This window comes from Ekhidna sp. (assembly GCF_040220215.1).
Lineage (GTDB): Bacteria > Bacteroidota > Bacteroidia > Cytophagales > Cyclobacteriaceae > Ekhidna.
On the sequence record NZ_JAVJTR010000016.1, the window covers coordinates 764,235 to 784,233 of the forward strand.

A 19,999-nucleotide genomic window follows, 5' to 3' on the forward strand; every position below is an offset into this window, starting at 1 on the left:
GATGATAGACAGAAGAATGAACGGATTTTTTGATATTTTGGATTCAGTCAGTGTGACAACAGGAAAATCGCAATATGTTGATTCGCCAATACCTGAGTTTGGATCAAAACCTTTACCATGGTTGGCTGATGATTATCGCCCAAATACTCAAGAGATACAGGATTACCTGAATAGTAATCCTGCATTAAAAGAGTGGGCAGAATCTAGGGGATGGAATGGATCATCTCTTGTAACCAATACACCTGCTGGACCAATCAGTCTCAAGAATAATTTAGACCCTGTAAAAGCAGTTTCTGAAAGTAAGGATAATGATGAATTCTTGAATGAGTTGACTAAAAGAATAAAAGCGATTGAAAGCCGTAGTAATGTTGAATCAGCTTCTAGTCCGAGTATTGTTACAATCGGACTAATTGCTGGAGTAGTGATTGCTGGAGCGTTGTATTTTATCAGTGAAGATGATGAAAAAGGCATGAATGGGATTATAAAAGAAGTAAAATAACTTTTTGTACGTTGGTCGGTCTCATCAATTGTCTTTTTCGGAGGGGGTGGTTTTATGCCACCCTCTTTTTTTTTGGCGTGCACGCTAATCACACTATTAGAGGCACGAGCAACCACCGCGCACCCCAATCTAAACCAAAAACCCGCTCTATTCTCAAATAGGCCATTCTCATCAATATATAATCGTGCGCACACTGGAGGGTGGAGAAAATGCACGCCAATAGCACACATTACATTAATTGCAACTTGCTAATTTGATGAATTACTAATTATTTTAGCAAAATGGAATATGTAAATAGTAGCAGGAGACAAGGGGTATCCTATCGGCCGTGGGCAGAACACGTAATTGATTTACTGAAGGAACATAACGTAGATATTCCAGAAAAAGAGTATTTCCACGAGTGGTATAACGCTGACTTCAATTACCAGGAGGCACTGCTAAAATGCCAGATTCGACAATTAAAAAGAGTGTGGATGGAAATTCATGTTAAACATGGTTCCGGGGAGTTCTCTACTTCCTTTAAAACCTCCGAGAATGCAAAGGCATTTTTCAAAAAATTTCCGGAACTTAGAAAGGAATTAGACTGATAAAAAAATCAGTTAATAAAGAAGAAATACTAAAGATTTCTGGAAGATTTAATTCGTTTTGATGCGGAAATGGTCTTAAAAAAAAGCCACCATATCAAACCATGAATAATGAAATTTAAGATATAGTTGATCCATGGAGAGTTGAGTATTACAGGTATCAACCCTAGGGCATATTGGCACAATGTTATCATTCCTATTGTGATAACACCCATAACTATAACCCCGAAGATTAAACCGGCGTCAACTGTTCTAGTAAATAAAGTAAAGGGTAGTGTTAGAAGTACAATTATAAATCCCCAAGAAGATGTAATTGTATGATATAGCTGAGATCTTTCGTTTCTCTTTTTCTTATTTGAAAGTTGGTCGGATGAATCAATAATGGTTTTTATTTTTTCTTTATTATCCCAATTGATTGAGTCGTTCCAAACTAAACTATCGTTCCAAATGCTATCCATCATTAAATAACTTCTCTTATCTCCCTCAAGATCTTCCTTGGAGAATAAGTTAGCGAATGATTCTAAGTAAGTCTTCCTTTCAAGAATTGTGTTTTCGGTTTCTTGCAGTTTTAAAAGTACTTTAGGGTTGGTTTTGTATACTTTTTTTAACTCAGCAACATCCTTTAATAACTCAAGTTTGGAGCTTGTTGAATAATTAAATGAAAGACCCCATAAATCATTAATAAATAGTCCTCCAGCTATAATGAAGATTGCAAAAAGAATCTTCAACGGAAATGACTTTATCTTGTCAAGTAAGCCAAATATGCTATTTAGAATATCCATACCAACTATCAAATCTAAATAGTATGTGATAATGTAAGCTGATTCACTTACCAAAAAAATCAATAGCTACTTTTAAGGTAATTAAACATTGGTCGAAGGACTAAAATGGGTCCATTAGGTTCTTATTTGTATTTGAACCATGTGTTTTTACCACTTTTAGGGTATTGATTTTCACCAAAATTATTAGTCACTTAGATGCTGAACCAACAGTTTATAGCCATGACTAAGGTATTAACCATTCTGATTCTATTTTTTTCCTCTTCATCATTGGCTCAGGATGATAAGTATTTACCCAAGAGTTCAGGAGATATTGCTGTAGTCAGCCATACACATTACCATTTGGGGTATTCGGAAAATCACGAACAAGCTGCCTGGGTTGCCTATGAACTAGCTTCATCTGAGATATATGGTAACGTTGATAGAACGGAAGATTTTCGAGAAGATCCTTTAGTTTCAACCGGCTCTGCCTCTCTCGAAGATTACAAAGGATCCGGTTATGACAGAGGTCATTTAGCTCCAGCAGCTGATATGGCTTTCTCAGAACTAGCAATGAGTGAGAGTTTCTTTCTTTCAAATATGAGTCCACAAGAAGCAGGGTTCAACCGTGGAATTTGGAAGAGTCTGGAAAGTCAAGTTAGACAGTGGGTGAGTGAAAAAGGATCGTTATACGTGGTTACTGGAGCGGTTCTCATAGGGTCGATGAAGAAAGAGATTGGTCCAAATGCAGTGGATGTTCCGGAGTATTATTACAAAATCCTTTACGTTGACGATTCTTATCAAATGATTGGGTTTTTGATGAAGAATGAGAAATCAGACAAGGATATTATGTCTTTTGCTGTTTCTGTAGATAAGATTGAAGAAGTCACAGGCCTTGATTTTTTTCACCAGTTAAAAGATCGAGAGGAAGAACTTAAAGAATCTGGGTTTTTATTTTCTGATTGGAAAGTCGATGGTGTGGTTCATGGTTCTAGTCGTGGCAATTCTTCTTCAACTAGATCCACTAATGTGAAAAGTAGTACTTCCGCACAATGTAGTGGGATAGCTAAAAGTACAGGAGTTAGATGTAAAAAAATGACTCTGAACTCTAATGGTTACTGTCATTATCATCAGAGTCAAGTTGGAAATACCAAGCCGACCTCAAAGCCGGCATCAACTTCTGGAAGGTGTACAGCCACGACTAAGTCTGGAACAAGATGCAAAAGAACGGCATCAGCCGGAAGATCTACTTGTTGGCAGCATTGATTTTGTCGGAAGTATTATTTAAAAAATAATAAAATGGATAAAAAACAATATATCGCTCAGCTCAAGAAGCGCTCACTTTCCGCCAAATTGCAAGCGTATATTGGCTTAATGTTGATAGTAAGTATAAGTTTTTATTTGATAATGAATATTGGACAGCTAGATTTTAGAAATCAAGAAAACATTGATAATTCGGATTTAATAATGACTTTATACTCTATAAGTGACCAATATGAAAAATCAAATATCATGGATTGGGAATATCATTGGTATTTTCAGGAAAATAACAGTCCACTTGGATATGACTCGATTCCAATGTTACATATTGGATCATGGGTAGTAGAACCAGAAAGAATAAAAGGAAAAGGACCTGACTCAATATACGTTAAGCTTGTCTCTTCAAGGATTTATGTAGATGATATTACATATTTCAACTTGCTAAAAAACTATGGAGGATTTGTTGCTGAGTATCAAAATCTTGTAAAAAATGAATTGACTCCCCTGTTCAATGATTACATCAAAGAAGTTGAGTCTGCTTCTGCAAAAACGTTCTCAACTTTAGAAGGTATTTCAAGATTGGTAATTAGGGTAGGAACTGTTATTATCGCATTTTACTTAATTCAGATCTTATTAATGTTCACACGATACCAATTCAGGTATTCTGACTTCTTGTCTGGTCTTGCTTTCTCGCTAGAGTACTCTAATGATTCAAAAATTGACTTTGAAACATTGGCTACTAAAATGGACTCTTCTAGAATAATTTTAGGAAAGAGTCCTAAAACTGGTACCCAAGAGATAATTGAAATGATTAATTCCCTGAAAGGGTTAAAGGACAAATGATCATCTTGTTTACAATATGTGCGATCCTTTTTATACCGTGCAAAACTCCACGTATCATGTGCGGAGTACCATCATTTTTATTTCTTCTCTCCAATCAATTTCTTTGAATAGTAATGGCAGCATTAAAGCCATTAAACAATTGGTTATTTCAATGTTGTGTTAGCTTTCAAGACTTCAGCAAGCGGTGACAGGTTAAGGGTGGGTAGAATAAGCAATCTAATATTGGCTTGAAGAGTAATTGTACTGATGAAAGTCCTTAAATAGGGAAATGCAATTGCAGGAGCATTGGTGAAAAAAAACTCAGGAATCTCATTTATTTTTTCTTTAAACTTAAACTTCGTTTCCATTTGAGCTTTTATAAAGTCCTTTTTGGATTCGCTAGTCGTTGCTGTAAAATCAAGCAATAGATCAAACTCTTGGGATTCTTTATTATAATAACCAGATGGATTAATATCGATATTGATTGGGGAATCAGAGGGTATATATTCAAAGCTTACTTTTGAAATTCTATAGTCAACCAATGTGAAGCCTGCTGATTCTGGAGATCCCATATTACAACAATAAACAATTGTTGCATTAGAGAAAACAAAAAACCCCGAAAAATTCGGGGTTTGCGATATTAAAATTCATATTTTCAGAAGGGACAATATCTGGGGGAGATGAACCAGCAAGCAGCATTTTGAACTCACTCACGGAAGGACCATGCAAGTTCATTTCCTCTACTTGTTCCCAAACTGATTTAAGATCCTCCAAGGAGGAATTTTCAATAAGCTCTTTAAATTTTTTCAACATTTCCATAGTTCACGAGAATGCTAAGATAACGGGATTATTCTAAATAATGTTCCGGAAATATAATCTTATAATTTTTAAACCCAACAGGATTCTTCTTTATTATACATACTTGAACTGGAGGGTAAAGATCAAGAAACTGTTTGCCTCCAGTGGTGAAGTAGAGTAAATCCCAATATTCTCCACGTGTTTCCATATTATGTACAATACTCAAAGTGCCTAAAGCTCTGATGGCTGAATAACTCCATATTCTAAGTTTTTTTAAATATTCAATTACCTCGGAAACTAAAGGATCTTTTTTAAGGCCTTTTTGCTTGATTAGTTCTGAAATTTCAGTGAGTTCTTTTCTGTGATCACCATTTCCATGAAGATCAAAGCAGTTTTCTTCATTTAAATCTGCTATAGCCGAGCATATGACGTAGTTGTTTTTATAACCAAATTCACCCCACCAATGCCCCAATTCTAAGTGGGTATCCCAAAAATAGTATCCTGGACCAAGCCATGCTCCGTGATGTCTGCATTCAAATGGGCCGTTTGATTCGATTATGTCTGGGTTGTCCCTGTCTTCTAAGGTTTGAATTAATGTAACTTTCATATGGAAACTAACAAGAATCCATAAATATAACTTAACTCTTTTATCTCTCTAAGTTTTGTTACAGTTCCTTTGACTCGAAAACTGAATGTAAAACAGAATACAATAATTCAAGGAAGTATGATATGTCTAGTGCTTTTTCTTCAGGGATCGTTTGATCATGCATTGCATGTAATAATGACCTTTGCAAACTAATAATAGCGTCTGCGAAGAATGATTTATCTTTAAATTCTCGCAACATCTTGACTTGATCCAATACTTCGATTTGTTGTTTTTCAGACTTCATTTTATTCTATATTTTTTATTAAAAAATTATAAGATTCTGATATTCAGATCCTAACAAAGTCCTGTCCCCGCTACTACAAACCCTCAAAACTGAAGTTTTGAGGGTTTTTTTGTGTCTAAATATGGACGAGAAGTTTATCCTGACGAAGGAAGCCCGTCCTCTACTAAAAAAAATCAATTAGGAAATGGATCGATTCAAATCTACATCATCAAAACAGGAGCCAAATTGCTAATAATTCATGTTTCAATCTAGTTTTAAATTATATCTAGTACTTCGGCCGCCTCCTACAGGGTGTAAAACTCCAATTTCAACAAGATTTTGAAGGTCTCTTGTGGCAGTAGCTTTTGAGGTTTTTACAATACCCATATACTTTCTGGCATTCATTCCTCCTTCAAATCCTCCCGGTCCTTCCTCGAGCATTCTTTGAATCACTTTTATTTGTCGGTCGTTAAAATCAACCTTATGCTTATCAAACAGCCTGGCTTTTTTTAATGTGAAGTTTACCAGTTCTTCAGCTCTAGTTAGAGATTCAATAATTATATCAACGAAGTATTTTATCCAATTGGTTATCTCATTCGTTGATTGAGCTTTTTGTAGTTGCGAATAGTATAATTTTTTATTTGACTCAATCGATTCTGATAAGCTAAGAAGCACTGGATAGCCTGCACCCTGGGAAAGTGCTTTTTCAGAAATAGCCCGGCCGATACGTCCGTTCCCATCCTCAAAGGGGTGTATGCTTTCAAAATAAATGTGTGCTAGCGCTGATCTAACAGGGGGGCTTTTGATCTCTTGCATTCCTCCGGGGGCAGTATTGTTAAACCATTGTATAAAGCTACCCATTTCATCAGGGACATTTGACGAAGGAGGAGCTTCAAAATGCACCTTTTCTTTTCCTAATGCACCTGAAACTACTTGCATTGGTTCTTGGTGGGTTCTCCACTTTCCTGTCTGAATATCACCGGATCTCGTCATTAAGGTCTTATGCCATTCAAATAGCATTGGCTCGGATAGCGACTTTTGATAAAATTCACGCACCTGAGTCATTAACCCAGCTATTCCTTCAGCTCTTTGATCTTTTGTCTCTTCCTGGGGTACAATACCCATATTTCTTTTGACCGAAGACATCACGTCTTTTCTGCTGATATATTCACCTTCAATTTCTGAGGTTTTGATGGCTTCCAGTACAATAATCTCAAGGAGTGTTTCAATTTTAGCTTCTTCCGGGAGTGTGTCCAGGATACCACTCATTCTGGCAGTTCTTTTCGTAAATTCAAGTAGTTGATCCTCAATTTCTTCAATATTGTATTTGAAGTGAGGCCAGTCTGGGAGCTGCCAATTGTATGCCATGAGCCGAATAGATTAATTAATCGGCTCAAATATAATATTATTTTGAGCCAAATAGCAATATTAATCGGCTCAACGAATGGTCTTATTTAAGAATAATGTTTTACATATTGTTTTTTCATTTAACCATTTGATTCTAACTCATTCCCGGTTCAATTCCACCCTTTCCCCACTCTTGGTTCCCCGATAGTATTCTTCACCTAGCAAAAACAATATCTCCCCATATTCTCCTTTTTTGATACTGGAGTCTACACCAAAAACCTTGTTATTATAACGAATCACCACTTCATCATTGGAGCAATGTCCGACTATAATGTGTTCTGATTTTACCTGAGTTAAAATACTATCTACTGTAATCTCAGATATGGGATCATAGAAGTATCCACGATACCAGATTGGTCCGGTGCTACCATAATAGGTACTGTAGAAATCCGTTGATTTCATTTCGTCTTTGCTTCTGTCGATAGACTTTCTCATCGTTTCATTGATCGCTTCGATATCTACACCGGCACTCGTGATAAAATCCTGCGAAATTCCGCCGTGCACAAACAGGTGCTCGTTGATTTTGAGAATGGTATGTTTGGAACGCAACCATCTCCCAAGTACGGTATTACTTCCATATAATTCATCATATTCTGTTTCAAGTAATTCGGAAACAAGCGGATACTTTTCGTGCAGATACCTCAGGTCTTTGTGGAGCACCATGTATTCATGGTTGCCGAGTAAGTAATGAACTCTACCATCAACTGCCCGTGCTTGCTGTTCCAGCTCATAGATCAGCCAAAGTGCTACTGTGACTTTATCTCCCCGATCAAAAATATCCCCCACAATGACCAGGTGACCGTCTCCAAAACTCCAGTTTAACTCAGCATCTATGATTTGATTGTTTCGAAGAATTTCTACTGCTAAATCATATTGACCATGGATATCGCTGAGGGCAGCAATTTTATCGACTCCAGTAAAGATGGAGGGCTGTACCCGGAAGATGGTGTCATACGCATCTGTCAGTTCCTTCCGGACTGCAACCCCTTCAACTACACTTTTTTCTACCAGCTGTTGGTCTTCAATGAAGATGTAGGGGCCGTCATTGAGTGCTTCCTGACCAATTGCCTTTGACAAAATGAAACTGAAGAATACGATAATAAAAGACGATCTGATCATTCTTTAATCTGTTTGATTTAGCGACTGATCAAATATACTATCTTGAAAACAGTAGCACCGGATCTATTTATTTAAGCCTCATAGTACGGGATCAACTTTCAATAAAACCTTTTTCTTAGATTCAGTCTTTAACCCAAATAAAGGCCTCAGAGTACCAATTCTTCGAATCAGAAATTCATATGTCACAAAGCATCCTGCAAACGTGAAAATGTTTAACAAAAGGAACTTGCTAATGACTGAAATATCCAGCTCAAATAGCAGCATGGAACCCAGGTAGAGGAAAAACATGTGAATGATATAGATTGGATAAGCTGCTTGGCTTAAATATGAGAGTTTTTGACTTGGCCTGTTTAAATGCTTATAACCAAATCCAAAGACCGTAAAAACCCAAAGACATGATTCAACAGCAATAAGATAGTTTGGTGCCGCCAAATCGAAGAAAAACAACCTGATGGAATAGAAGGCTGTAGCATTTAAAAGAAGAATCCACCGCTGATGCTGCATCTTTTCCCAAAAGGAATCCCCAACGAAAACGCAACAGAACCCGCTTAGAAATGCTATAAGCCCAAGCCAGAAACCATGAGCAGTCATGGCATATACTTCAAAGTTTTCCGGTTTCAGAATCTCAGCTTCCAGTACAAAGGGGATCATGATGATTAGAAGTCCAAATGGGCCACCAATGATCTTTTTCAGGAATTGATGGATAACACCACCTTCATTTCTTTTTAAATAAAAGAAAAGAGGGGTGAGCACAACCACGTAGATGAAAATATTCCCAAGAAACCAAAGGTGTGCCGGATTGAGAACGTATTGAAAATCCTGATGATAATATTTCTGCCAAATGAAAACATGTGCAGGAACTATTACCGCCATCCCAAATAGGAATGGGAGTAAAATACGTTTAGACCTTTCCAGTAAAAGTTGCTTCCAGTTTCTACGCCGAATGGCAAACCAAACACCCATGCCGGACACAAAAAACAGAAGTGGAATTCGCCAGACATTCAACATGGACATGGGAATCCATATGGCTTCCAGAGGTTCATCAGTTTGGATGAATCCAATAAACACGCCCCAGGGTTGAAAGGCAATTGCGATGTGATAAATCAATAACAACCCAATCGCAATTACTCTCAACCAGTCAATATCAAATCTTCTTTGGGATACCATTACTTGCGTGCTTTTATCATTTCAGCAATAACCGGTCGTGTTTCCTCAATCTGCTTGTAATCAAGCTTTAATCCTAGAGGACCCAAATCTTTGCTGATTTGATCATAGAAAGGTTTCGCATCCTTAAAAGCACCAGAAATTGACTCCAGAGCTGTTGACCCGTAGTTGTTTCTGATGGTCACATCTGCCCCATTGTCCAGCAGCATTTTTGCAATTTCTGTTCTGCAGAAGAAAGCGGCCGAATGCAATGGGGTGGAGCCGTCACCACTTTTCACATTGAGATCAGCACCAGCCTTAATGAGCAACTCAGCAATTTTAGGCTTATTAAAGATTGCAGCAATCGTCAATGGAGCCGAACCATATGCATCTTTTTGATTCAAATCTGATTTAGCGGTAATGTGTGCTTTCAGTGCATCTAAATTTCCCATAAAGGCAGCTTCATGAATATTCATCTTTGGAGCTTTTTCATTCTCCGTGCTTGCTTGACCATTTGAATCACATGATGCAAACGATAGTAAGGCTGCTAAAAGAAGAGCTGAATAGCTGTACATGATAGATTTTTTGTGTAAGGATTTCATAGTGTTTTGTTTTTAAATTTTGATGAGACAAAGGTCTGCTGAGGTTAATAGCTGTTGTTATGACCTATGTTTCGACTTTTGTCAAATATGAATTATCTCTGTTGATTATGCTTCATGACTATAAACTATGATGCAAATGCTCGTTTTTTCGTTGCTGGACGGTATTAATTTGACGATCATTGCGTGCACAATCTGCTACTTATTATGACCGATTTTCTTCATCCTAAAAATGAATTCTTGCAAAAGGTCATTGCAATTATTGAGGAAAATCTATCAGATGAACATTTTGAAGTGCCTGATTTAGCTGAGCAGCTGAATATGAGCAGATCCAATTTGCTTCGAAAAATTAAAAGTATAACCGGGTTTTCAGTTAGTGTGTATATCAGGCAAGTTCGCTTGTATCATGCCAGAGAGATGCTGAAGGGAGATTCATTCACTATCTCTGAAGTGTCTTACAAAGTTGGATTCAGTAGTACGTCTTATTTCACTAAATGCTTTCGGGAAGCCTTTGGTTACCCACCCGGAGAGGAGAGGAGGAGACCACAACCTGAAATTGGTGAAGAAGATGATATTCCGACTAGCAATGGACTTAAGGCGAAAGTTTTAATTATAGCCGGGGCTATAATCGTGATTGTCTCAGCCTTACTCATTTCAAGAAATATTGGCAAGCCTATTGAGCTTGATAAGTCGATTGCTGTCCTGCCTTTTAAAAACGATAGTGATGACTCCTCGAATGTCTATATCATCAATGGTTTGATGGAAACGATTCTGGACAACCTTCAGAAAATTGAAGATTTGGATGTTACCAGTAGAACCACCGTAGAGAAGTATCGGGGAGTGAATAAGACCATTCCTGAGCTGGCCAGGGAATTGCGTGTAAGCTATTTTGTAGAAGGAAGTGGGCAGAAAGTGGGGGACCAAATTCTGCTGACCATACAATTGATCGATGCAAAGAATGACCGACATGTTTGGTCACAGCAGTATGAGCGGGAGGCAAAGGATATTTTCAAGTTGCAGATGGAGGTGGCGAAAAACATTGCTCAAAAAATTGAGGCCATCATTACCCCGGATGAGCAAAGACGGATTGAGAAAATTCCCACAGAAAATCTGGTTGCGTATGACTTCTTTTTAAAAGGCTCAGATTTGTTAAATGAAGCGGAATCAAACGAGCCGCTATACGAAGCAATAGACTACTTCCAACGGGCAATCAAAGAAGACAGCAAGTTTGCTCACCCGTATGCATACATCGCCATTTGTTATTACTACCTGGATATTTATCTGGCTGATAAACAGTTTGGGCAAGCGATAAACACGTACGCCGATAAAGCGCTTTTGTTCGATGAAGAACTGCCTGAGAGTTTGTTGGCCAAAGCGTTGTTTTATATGCAGGATCAGCAATATGAGCTAGCTGCTGACTATTTTGAAAAGACACTTGAATATTCACCGAGTTCAGCAAGGGTTCACAACTATCTCTCAGATATTTACGCCAACTATATCCCTAATACTGAAAAGTATTTAGTGCATGCAATTCAAGGAATAAGAGCAGCTGTTTCTGATCAAGACTCCTCAACGGCAAGTTTTACTTATTTGCACTTAAGCAACGCGTTAGCTCAAACAGGTTTTATCAATGATGCTGAGAAGTATGTTCAAGCGTCGTTGGATTATAATCCCGAGAACCTCTTTGCCGAGTATTTGTATATCTACATCAGGCTTGCTCAAAATTTCAACATGGAGAGAGCAAAAAATGAACTATTGGCAACTCTTAACAAAGACACCACACGACTGGATATCATTCAGGAAGTAGCCAAAGTGTGCTATACCATGGAGGATTATAAAGAGGCCTGGAAGTATTATAGAAAGTTCATCTCATTAAAGGAAATGTGGGGTTTGGACATATACCATTCAGAAGACGTAAAAATTGCTTTTGTGTTGGATAGAATAGGGGAGAAAGGGGTAGCTGGAGAGTATTACAAAGCTTTTTTAGCATTTGCTGAAAGTGACGATTCCATTTATCGTGACCTGAATATGTGTGCCTATTATGCCGCAAAAGGAGATGTGGAAAAAGGGATGAAATACCTGAAAGCATTTACCAAACAGAAAGATTTTCAATATTGGATCGTATTGTTTTTAGAAAAAGATCCAATGATTTTGAGACTTTCAAAACACTCTGACTTTGATAAAACCTTAAAGCAGATTAATGAGAATTTCTGGGCTCAGCACAGAGATATTCGAGAAATGCTGGAAGAAGAGGGGGTGATTTAAAAAAAAGGACGACTCCTGGAGCCGCCCTCATCGCAATCAGCCATAGCTAATGCTGCCTTAGTTTGCCTTTACAATTTTTATTTTTCTTATTTCTGTGTCATTTCTTAGCTCAAGTATATAAATGCCATTACTTAGAGAAGAAAGGTCGATTTTTTGGTCGATCATTAGTTTTGTCTTCACTTTTCTTCCTTCGAGATCAAAAACACTTACTTCAATCAATTGATCACAGTCAATAGTGAGGTAGTGAATGACGGGATTTGGATAAATTTTAATTGCTTCGGGTGACTTTACAGCCAGTACTTGCTCTTCAATCACCTCAAAAGTGATGCTTTCAGAAGTGGCATTGTAGTTCTCATTTCCTGCCTGGCTAACGGACACAATAACAGTCCCTAAAGCCCCATCCAAAATAATGGTAGTGCCGGAAATCTCAGCGGGCCCATCTACCTCATATGTTAACTCAAGATTAGAATCAACAGATGCTGATATTTCGAATGGATCATCAGAGACCAGTTTATCATCTATGGATTCAATTGTTATTATCTGATCTGCTTTGGCAATATTAAACGATTGAGTTACTTCAGTTGCAGCATTGAATTCATCATTACCTGTTTGATTTGCAGCAATGACAGCCGTTCCGGCTCCATTGATTGTTACTTCATTCCCGTTTAGCAAAACAGGGCCAGAAACAACATTAAATTCAACAGGTAGGGAAGAGGTTGCACTTGCTGAAATGGTAAATGAATCATCTCCATATGTTTTATCTGATATTTGATCAAATGATATGGATTGATCGGTTTTGGACTGTTCACTTACTTCAAAGCCGACCATTTCACTTCCTGAATTATAGTTTTCATTTCCATTTTGGCGAACGGTGATAATAACAGTTCCTGCTGAGCCGTCCAAAGTAATAGTAGCACCTGAGATAGAGGCTGGACCGTCCACCTCGTAAGACAATTCAAGCCCTGAATCAACAGATGCAACTACATCAAAGGGATCATCAGTGATTAGCTTGTCTGCAATGGATTCAATGGTAATTGTTTGATCGGCTTTGGCAATATCGAATGACCTGATCACTTCAGGAGCCGGATTATAGCTCTCATCGCCAGGCTGATTGGCGGAAACAACTACTTCACCTGCGCCAGTGATAGTAACCGTAGAGTTTTCTGACAATGAAGCCGGCCCACTAATTATTTCGAAAATAACATCAAGTCCTGATGAAGCGCTGGCACTGAGTTCGAATGTAGGATCACCAAATATTTTATCTGATATTTCATCAAATGAGATTGATTGATCAATCTTTGTCGGATCATTTACCTGAAAAGTAATGGACGCTGATGCAACATTATAGTTTTCATTTCCTAACTGAGTTATTGTGACTTCTACTGTACCAGGCTCTCCATCTAGGGTGATGGTTGACCCTGAAATACTAGCCGGTCCGGACACTTCATAGGTTAATTCTAATTCGGTATTGACGCTTGCTATCACCTCGAAAGGATCATCTGTAGTTAGTTTGTTATTTATTTTCTCAACAGTGATTGTTTGATCGGCTTTTGCAATATCGAATGACCTGATCTGCCCATTAGCGCTATTGTATTCTTCATTTCCTTCCTGATCTGCCCGGATTGAGGCACTACCGGCCCCAATTATTGTCACTTCATCACCATCAATTGAAATGGATCCGCTGACCACACTGAAAGTGACAGGAAGTCCGGAAGAAGCTGAAGCAGTCAAGGTAAATGGTTGATCACCGAATGTTTTGTCATCAGGTGTTTCAAATGTGATCGATTGATCAAGCTTCCCTGCCGTAGTGAAATCCCAATCATCTCGATTTGCCATAACTATACCTGGAAATCCATTCCCTGCGGTATCAGTGATCGTATTCGCATTGATCTGAATCCAATAGTGGGTTTCTCCCTGCAAAGCTCCGGGTGGGTTTATGGTAATTGTATTCCCTGAAACAGACACGTCTTCCGAAGCATAATTGATAACAAATTGATTGATATTGGTATCATAGTACTTCACAAGAAAGGAACTATTCCCCAAGAATACATCCTCATCAAATTCAATGGTCAAATTAGTGCCAGGATCTACGTCAATGCTATTATCAGCAGGTGTTATGGAGATAATTGATGGAGGAGTATCATCAGGAGCTGTTTCTGTGGTAAAGCTCCAGGTCATATTGTCTTCAAATCCTGCAAACGAATTTCCGCTGGCATCTTCCAGTGAATTAAAGGGAATAGAAACGTAGTACTCAGTTTCATATTCAGGAGCAGCATTGGTGTACTCAGCAAGGTGGATGGTCATAGTGTTACCATCAATTGTAAATTGATCTGTCTCGTGAGAAGGTCTACCACCCAGGATTTGTGCATCGGTGGATACTTTCTTTACCCGAACGAAGGCACTACCTGTATAAACCCCCTGAATGGACTCATCAAATGTGATTGTTAGATCAGCATTTAAAGCAACCCCTGTAGCGTTATCCAATGGATTTAGAGAAACTACAACGGGAGGGTCAGTATCTTCCGGAAGTGCTGTAGTGAAGTTCCATGCTGTAGTGGAACTTAAAGCTACAGATTCATTGCCCGCTTCATCCTCTACAAACCCTTGCCCAATTGTGATATAGTACTCCTGGTTGTTTTCTAAATCTTCAAATGGAAATAAGGTAAGTGTGTTTCCCTCGATTTCTACAAACTGGTTATCGTTGTTGAAAAAATCCTGCACGAATGCACCCCCTGTTTTTCTTAACTGGGCTGAAGTTGGACCTTCTCCAAAGAAAATCGGCTCATCGAATGTGATGACTAAATCTGAGCTCACAGAAACGCTTGTTGAATTATCTGGTGGAGATATAGTTACAATAGCTGGAGGTGTTTCGTCCGGAGCAGCCTCTGTGGTGAAATACCATGTGTCATTGTCTGCGATTTCAATAACTCCATGATTTTCAGAAATAAATGCAAATTCGTTCACTCTTACAGCTACTTCCGTATTATGAGGTAAATCACTATCCAGGCTGATGGTGGCAAAATTACCTTCAACCACGCCATTGGTATTTGCATGCACAGATTGTATGAACGATCCGCTCAAGCGATCATAAAAAAGTAAATAGGCATTTCCTGTTGTGACTGGATGTGTAAACTCGATGATAATATCAGAATCAATTGCCACGCCACTTGACTGATGAGCAGGTGAAAAAGAAACAGGTTGAGCGAAAAGTTCCGGATCTGGTTCGATTGTAAAAACGAAGGTTGAATTATTGTTGAATCGATCAGCGGGTATCTCATTTAGGGATCTGATAGGATATCCCAGCATTGTGATGAAATACCTTGTATTATATTCAAGTAGGTGATTCACCTCAAAAGTCACTTCATTACCCTCGATGCTTACAAGTTCACTTTCAAAGTCAAATGATGCAATAATCTCACTTCCGGTATATTTTCTTAATGTATAATTACCATCAAATCCTCTCTTCACATCTTCGGCATAAACAATCTTGATTTCGCCATCAATTGGATTTTTGGTTGAGAAATTTTCAGGAACAAAACCAAGCCTTTCAACAAAATCCCAATTTGCGGTGAACTTCCAGAAGTCTTTACCAATGGGAGTGATATAATTATCACTTAAATCTTTGATCCTATTATCGACAATCGATACATATACTTCTGAGCCTGTAGGAACATCAACAGCAAGTCTGACCTCCATATTATTCCCATCAATTGTCACGTCTTCAACATTAGCAAAGGATAAGAACTGATCGTCAGAATAGCGGTAAATCTCCAATACTCTATCAGACGGTAACCCATCTATGGTAAAGCCTTGATTAAATGAAGCCTCCAGGTATAATACATGTCCATTACTCGAGTTGAAATCAGGAGAAACTGTTTCAATTGCCAGCGGACCAACTTCTGTAGTAAAGCTCCATTCTCCTGAACTTATACCAGGAAAGGGATTTCCGAGGATATCTGTAAAGCAGGTAGAGCAAATGATAACAGTTACTTCACTATTGTAAGGGATGTCATTGATGGGATAGATGTATACGTCATATTCCTCTACCTCTATAGTTTCATCATCGATTGAGATACTCCGTATCAATGAGCCATCAGAAACATCCCTTATTTCAATGTTACCTGTTCCGGGAAGGATGGGCTCATCGAAACCAAATGACAGTCCATTCTCCTCAATATCTTCCAACAACACATCAGTTGTATTGTGTTCCGGATACAAATAATCGATTATTGGAGGATCGAATTCATTGTCCATTGTGGTAAATGACCAATCTGCAGAAGTGTTGAATCCTGCGAATTGGTTGCCATAAATATCTGTAACTGCTCCTGATGAGATCAGGATATAATAAGTTGTTTCAGGCAACAATGTACTGTTAAAGTTTATTCCTAAATAGTCACCACTATTAGAAATGAAGATTGCTTCATCAGTAATGGAAAGACTTTCAATAAGGCCTGATTGGTTATAGAGCTCCACATTACCTGTTCCTTTTTGTATATCTTCTGTGAACTCTATTCCAATTTCTTCATTAATCGGTACACCCGTAGCACCCACACTGGGGTAGATGTATTGAACTTCCGGGACTTGTGTATCTATTGTAAAAAAGTTCCATCCTTCGGCATCCAATATACCCTCGAATGCATTTTCGGCCAGGTCACTAAACGTAACCTGGGTTATATACAAATGATATTCTGCATTTTCATCTAATGAAATTTCATCCAGCTCACCATCATGGTTGAAGTCCACGGATACAATATTTTCATCAATAGTGAGTGCTGGTGTATTGGCTAAGGCGTCAGCTATTCCGTAGCTTTCTGCATCTCGAAGTTGAATCACAGCTGCGGGATGATCTATAAACATCACAGGCTCATCAAATTCAATGGTGAAGGTCCACTGATCTGTAGGGATCTGTGTTGCATCATCCACAGGAGTAACCGATACGATTTGAGGCGGAGTAGTGTCTTGTGCCAGAGTCTTATAGGTTGATAAAGAAAGACACACTAGTAAAACGACTTTAAATAAGTTGAATTTTTTCATGGCAATTGCGATTTTTGATTTCGAATGCCAAGCTCACAAATTGATGAATTTTTTGTTTCACCCACCCCGGGTGATTTTGACCTACCCCCTCGGGTAGTTATAAGAAAAAAATGCTTTTAGCTCTAAAAACTATGATTTAGAAAGGAGTGCTTCCAAAGCTTCTTTTCTATTTGATACACCAAGCTTTATGTAGATATTTTTAAGATGTGTTTTTACAGTATTGACTGAAACAAATACCGTATCGGCAATTTCACTATTGGTCTTTTCAGAAATTGCTTCATTCAGGATTTCAAATTCCCTTTCGGAAAGAGGCTTAAATAATCCCTCGTTGATTTGATCAAGGGTGAGATTTATTTTCTGAGAGCCTACGCCAAAAATGGAATTGATTTGAGCCCGAAGCGTATCTATTTCCTGAAATAGTAACGCTTTTTTAAGACGGAATCGTTGAATTAAAAGTAAAATAGCAATTAGACTAAAAAGTAGAATCGTTCCAATGATGATGTAAAGAAATGTTTGAAATCGTTCTCTTCTCTCAATCTCGGCATTAGCTTCAATGATTTCCTTTTCCTTTTTTGCAGTTTCATACTTAATTTCCATCTCAGCAATTCGTTCTTTCGTTTCTTTTGCATTTAAAGAATCATTTACCAAAATGTATTGATTTCTTTCTGCGAGTGCTTTTTCGAAATTCCCTTTTCTCAAAGCTATTTGGTACAGAATGTCATGTGCATGTTTGGATTGTAGGGGAAATCTGTTTTCTAGTGCTAAATGCAAAATTGCCTGTGTTTCTTTTTCGGCCATTTCAAGATTATTACTCTCAAGGTATACTCGTGCTATTTCAAGAGTTGTGCTTGCGATATTTTCTGTTTCACCCTCTAGTTTAGCAGATTCAAGTGCTTTTTTATGATAATATAAGGAGGAGTCCAGTCGACCAAGTTTTTTATGAATATTACCTAGCGTCTTCTGTATATAAGTCAGCAAAACATAGTTTTCAAGCGTTTGAGCATATTTACTTGCGTTGGAATTGTGAAAAAGGCTAAGATTTAGACTATCAATTTCTTCATAAACTACTGCTAATCTCAAGTGCCCATAAGCCATATTTTCAATGTCTGACAATTCTTTTGCAATTTCTAAGCTTTTGGTAGAATACTTAATTGCTGACAGGTAATCATTCATCTGAAAATATACGCCACCCATGTTTCCCAAAATGGTCGATTCTTCTTTTGGGAATTTACTATTCTCGGCAACAATGAGGGCTTCCTGATAGGTTTGAATAGCCTCTTCATACCTTCCAAAATGAAAAAATACTAAGCCCTTCGCATTGCCGGCCCGAGCTATAAAGTAATGGTAATCCCTGTTAGTGGATATCTTCAGGCACCTGTTTAGATAAAATAGTGCTGAGTCTTCAATGCCAAGTTTACCAAAAGCAATACCCTTTGTAAGGAGGTATACAGTTTTTAAACTATCTGGGAGGTTGTCAGGTGAATGTACTTCACTAAGAAGTTTCAGAACAACATGAGGGTTATTTTCTTCATAGGCTGAGTCCAGCATATTTCTGTTATTCACCTGGCCATTGCTGTTCCATACACAAAAAAGTAGCAAGACTAACAAGGCATATTTTAATTTGAACTGCGGCATACCTTGTATAAAAATAGTAAATCAGGTTTTAGATGTGTGACTTTTCCATTTCTATTCGTCCCATACTTAGCACAACATTTATGGCAGAAAAGAAACTGATATACACAGCTTATTTAGTAGCTGACAAAATTGATCTATTAGCTTACCGGACGGAATATCCGGATAATCTGATTTCATCAAGTTCATCAGAACTTTATTATCAGACGGGAGAAGGTCAGTATTTTTTTCTACTTAGCTATGGAGTGGTAGTCTTTGCCAATGTATCGAAAGGAGACATACAATGGGAAATAAATCGCATTGCACCTTTCAGCACAAATGCTAAAACAAACCTGGTAGAGGATGATTTGGAGGTGACATTTGTTGATGACAAAAAAATCCAAATTGGTTTCAAAGAGAGTAAAATTGGTCGTTTTGATCATTCAGTAAATAAAATGGTGATGATGAACCTGGCACAGACAGTGGCGCTGGATCATTATACCATCCTAGGTGAACAAATTCTACATCAGATTAATGGTCATACTGATCTGATGAGAATAAAAGGTCGCATACTATTGAGTAAGCGGAAGGCTTTGAGATTCATTGGTACGACTTTGACCACCAAAAACACCATCGCGCAACATTTATATATTCTGGATAGCCCGGAAATTGCATGGGAGGACGAGTTTCTAGATCAGCTTCACAAACAACTCGTAAAACATTTTGAGTTGGCCCAGCGCTATCGGGCATTGGAAAACACGCTTCAGATCATTGGAGACAACCTGGATGTCTACCTTTCCTATAATAACCACAGAGAAAGCAGCAGACTTGAATGGATCATTATCATATTGATCGTGATCGAAGTGATTGATATGATGATCGCCAAGTTTATTTGATCAGATCTTAACTGAGATAAATCAAAAAGGTGAACTAACTCCCCTCCATGGAGCGGTTCGACGCATCGAGGTTGGGGGTGGGTTAAGAAATGCTTCTGGCTAATTTTATCTAAATCAGATTGACTGAATAGTCATATCATTCGCTATTCTTTTGATTTTTAAATCATGAATCTTTTGTTGAATCTCTTTGATTCGGCTCATTGACAAGTCTCTCAGGTTAGCGTTGCTCCGCACACTTTCGGATTGAAGATTTGCCAGTATAATATCCATCTCATTAATCAATAATTGGATTTGATCATAATATGGCGTTTTGGATTGATTCATTTTCCGTCTAT

General features: G+C 38.1%; 17 protein-coding genes. 6 read left to right on the forward strand and 11 right to left on the reverse strand.

Translation table 11 applies throughout. The features are described 5' to 3' along the window. Position 1 precedes the first annotated feature (1 nt). Both RIC88_RS12230 and RIC88_RS12235 read left to right on the forward strand, forming a co-directional pair. On the forward strand, positions 2 to 499 hold the full coding sequence (locus RIC88_RS12230) for a hypothetical protein (protein ID WP_350217817.1): 498 nt from the start codon (positions 2 to 4) through the stop codon (positions 497 to 499). A gap of 281 nt (positions 500 to 780) precedes the next feature. After that, entirely contained in the window at positions 781 to 1,086 is a 306-nt protein-coding gene (locus tag RIC88_RS12235; protein WP_350217818.1) for a hypothetical protein, read from the forward strand. A gap of 29 nt (positions 1,087 to 1,115) precedes the next feature. On the opposite strand, the gene RIC88_RS12240 is transcribed toward RIC88_RS12235, so the two are convergent. Further along, a complete protein-coding gene (locus RIC88_RS12240; RefSeq protein WP_350217819.1) occupies positions 1,116 to 1,865 on the reverse strand; it encodes a hypothetical protein in 750 nt (249 codons plus the stop codon). A 219-nt stretch (positions 1,866 to 2,084) separates the two neighbouring features. Between RIC88_RS12240 and RIC88_RS12245 the strand changes: the two genes are divergently transcribed. Together RIC88_RS12245 and RIC88_RS12250 are read left to right on the forward strand one after the other, a co-directional pair. Further along, entirely contained in the window at positions 2,085 to 3,107 is a 1,023-nt protein-coding gene (locus RIC88_RS12245) for a DNA/RNA non-specific endonuclease (RefSeq protein ID WP_350217820.1), read from the forward strand. A 33-nt stretch (positions 3,108 to 3,140) separates the two neighbouring features. Continuing rightward, on the forward strand, positions 3,141 to 3,944 hold the full coding sequence (locus RIC88_RS12250; protein WP_350217821.1) for a hypothetical protein: 804 nt from the start codon (positions 3,141 to 3,143) through the stop codon (positions 3,942 to 3,944). A 143-nt stretch (positions 3,945 to 4,087) separates the two neighbouring features. Here RIC88_RS12250 and RIC88_RS12255 read toward each other — a convergent pair whose 3' ends face one another. The 7 genes from RIC88_RS12255 to RIC88_RS12285 all read right to left on the reverse strand — a co-directional run bounded on the left by RIC88_RS12255 (position 4,088) and on the right by RIC88_RS12285 (position 9,861). Continuing rightward, positions 4,088 to 4,495, reverse strand: coding sequence for a hypothetical protein (locus RIC88_RS12255; protein WP_350217822.1), 408 nt, complete (start codon positions 4,493 to 4,495; stop codon positions 4,088 to 4,090). A gap of 25 nt (positions 4,496 to 4,520) precedes the next feature. Next, a complete protein-coding gene (locus RIC88_RS12260; RefSeq protein WP_350217823.1) occupies positions 4,521 to 4,736 on the reverse strand; it encodes a hypothetical protein in 216 nt (71 codons plus the stop codon). A gap of 34 nt (positions 4,737 to 4,770) precedes the next feature. Further along, on the reverse strand, positions 4,771 to 5,328 hold the full coding sequence (locus RIC88_RS12265; protein ID WP_350217824.1) for a hypothetical protein: 558 nt from the start codon (positions 5,326 to 5,328) through the stop codon (positions 4,771 to 4,773). A gap of 526 nt (positions 5,329 to 5,854) precedes the next feature. Then, positions 5,855 to 6,958: a Fic family protein gene (locus RIC88_RS12270; protein ID WP_350217825.1), complete on the reverse strand. Its 1,104-nt coding sequence runs from the start codon at positions 6,956 to 6,958 to the stop codon at positions 5,855 to 5,857. A gap of 138 nt (positions 6,959 to 7,096) precedes the next feature. Continuing rightward, a complete protein-coding gene (locus RIC88_RS12275) occupies positions 7,097 to 8,116 on the reverse strand; it encodes a metallophosphoesterase (RefSeq protein WP_350217826.1) in 1,020 nt (339 codons plus the stop codon). Positions 8,117 to 8,194: 78 nt separating this feature from the next. Continuing rightward, positions 8,195 to 9,283, reverse strand: a complete 1,089-nt coding sequence (locus tag RIC88_RS12280; protein WP_350217827.1) for an acyltransferase family protein — start codon at positions 9,281 to 9,283, stop codon at positions 8,195 to 8,197. After that, entirely contained in the window at positions 9,283 to 9,861 is a 579-nt protein-coding gene (locus RIC88_RS12285) for an ankyrin repeat domain-containing protein (RefSeq protein ID WP_350217828.1), read from the reverse strand. Before RIC88_RS12285 ends, RIC88_RS12280 begins: the two co-directional genes overlap by 1 nt. A 204-nt stretch (positions 9,862 to 10,065) precedes the next feature. Here RIC88_RS12285 and RIC88_RS12290 point away from each other — a divergent pair, with 204 nt between their 5' ends. Then, positions 10,066 to 12,123, forward strand: coding sequence for a helix-turn-helix domain-containing protein (locus tag RIC88_RS12290; protein WP_350217829.1), 2,058 nt, complete (start codon positions 10,066 to 10,068; stop codon positions 12,121 to 12,123). Positions 12,124 to 12,180: 57 nt separating this feature from the next. On the opposite strand, the gene RIC88_RS12295 is transcribed toward RIC88_RS12290, so the two are convergent. After that, positions 12,181 to 17,157 (reverse strand): Ig-like domain-containing protein, encoded by a 4,977-nt coding sequence (locus RIC88_RS12295; RefSeq protein WP_350217830.1) that lies wholly within the window; start codon positions 17,155 to 17,157, stop codon positions 12,181 to 12,183. A gap of 129 nt (positions 17,158 to 17,286) precedes the next feature. Further along, on the reverse strand, positions 17,287 to 18,792 hold the full coding sequence (locus RIC88_RS12300) for a tetratricopeptide repeat protein (RefSeq protein ID WP_350217831.1): 1,506 nt from the start codon (positions 18,790 to 18,792) through the stop codon (positions 17,287 to 17,289). Positions 18,793 to 18,872: 80 nt separating this feature from the next. On the opposite strand from RIC88_RS12300, the gene RIC88_RS12305 reads away from it, so the two are divergent. After that, entirely contained in the window at positions 18,873 to 19,664 is a 792-nt protein-coding gene (locus tag RIC88_RS12305) for an RMD1 family protein (protein WP_350217832.1), read from the forward strand. A 114-nt stretch (positions 19,665 to 19,778) separates the two neighbouring features. Here RIC88_RS12305 and RIC88_RS12310 read toward each other — a convergent pair whose 3' ends face one another. Continuing rightward, the gene (locus tag RIC88_RS12310) at positions 19,779 to 19,988 is read right to left on the reverse strand and encodes a hypothetical protein (RefSeq protein WP_350217833.1); all 210 of its coding nucleotides are present in this window, start codon (positions 19,986 to 19,988) and stop codon (positions 19,779 to 19,781) included. Positions 19,989 to 19,999: the final 11 nt, after the last annotated feature.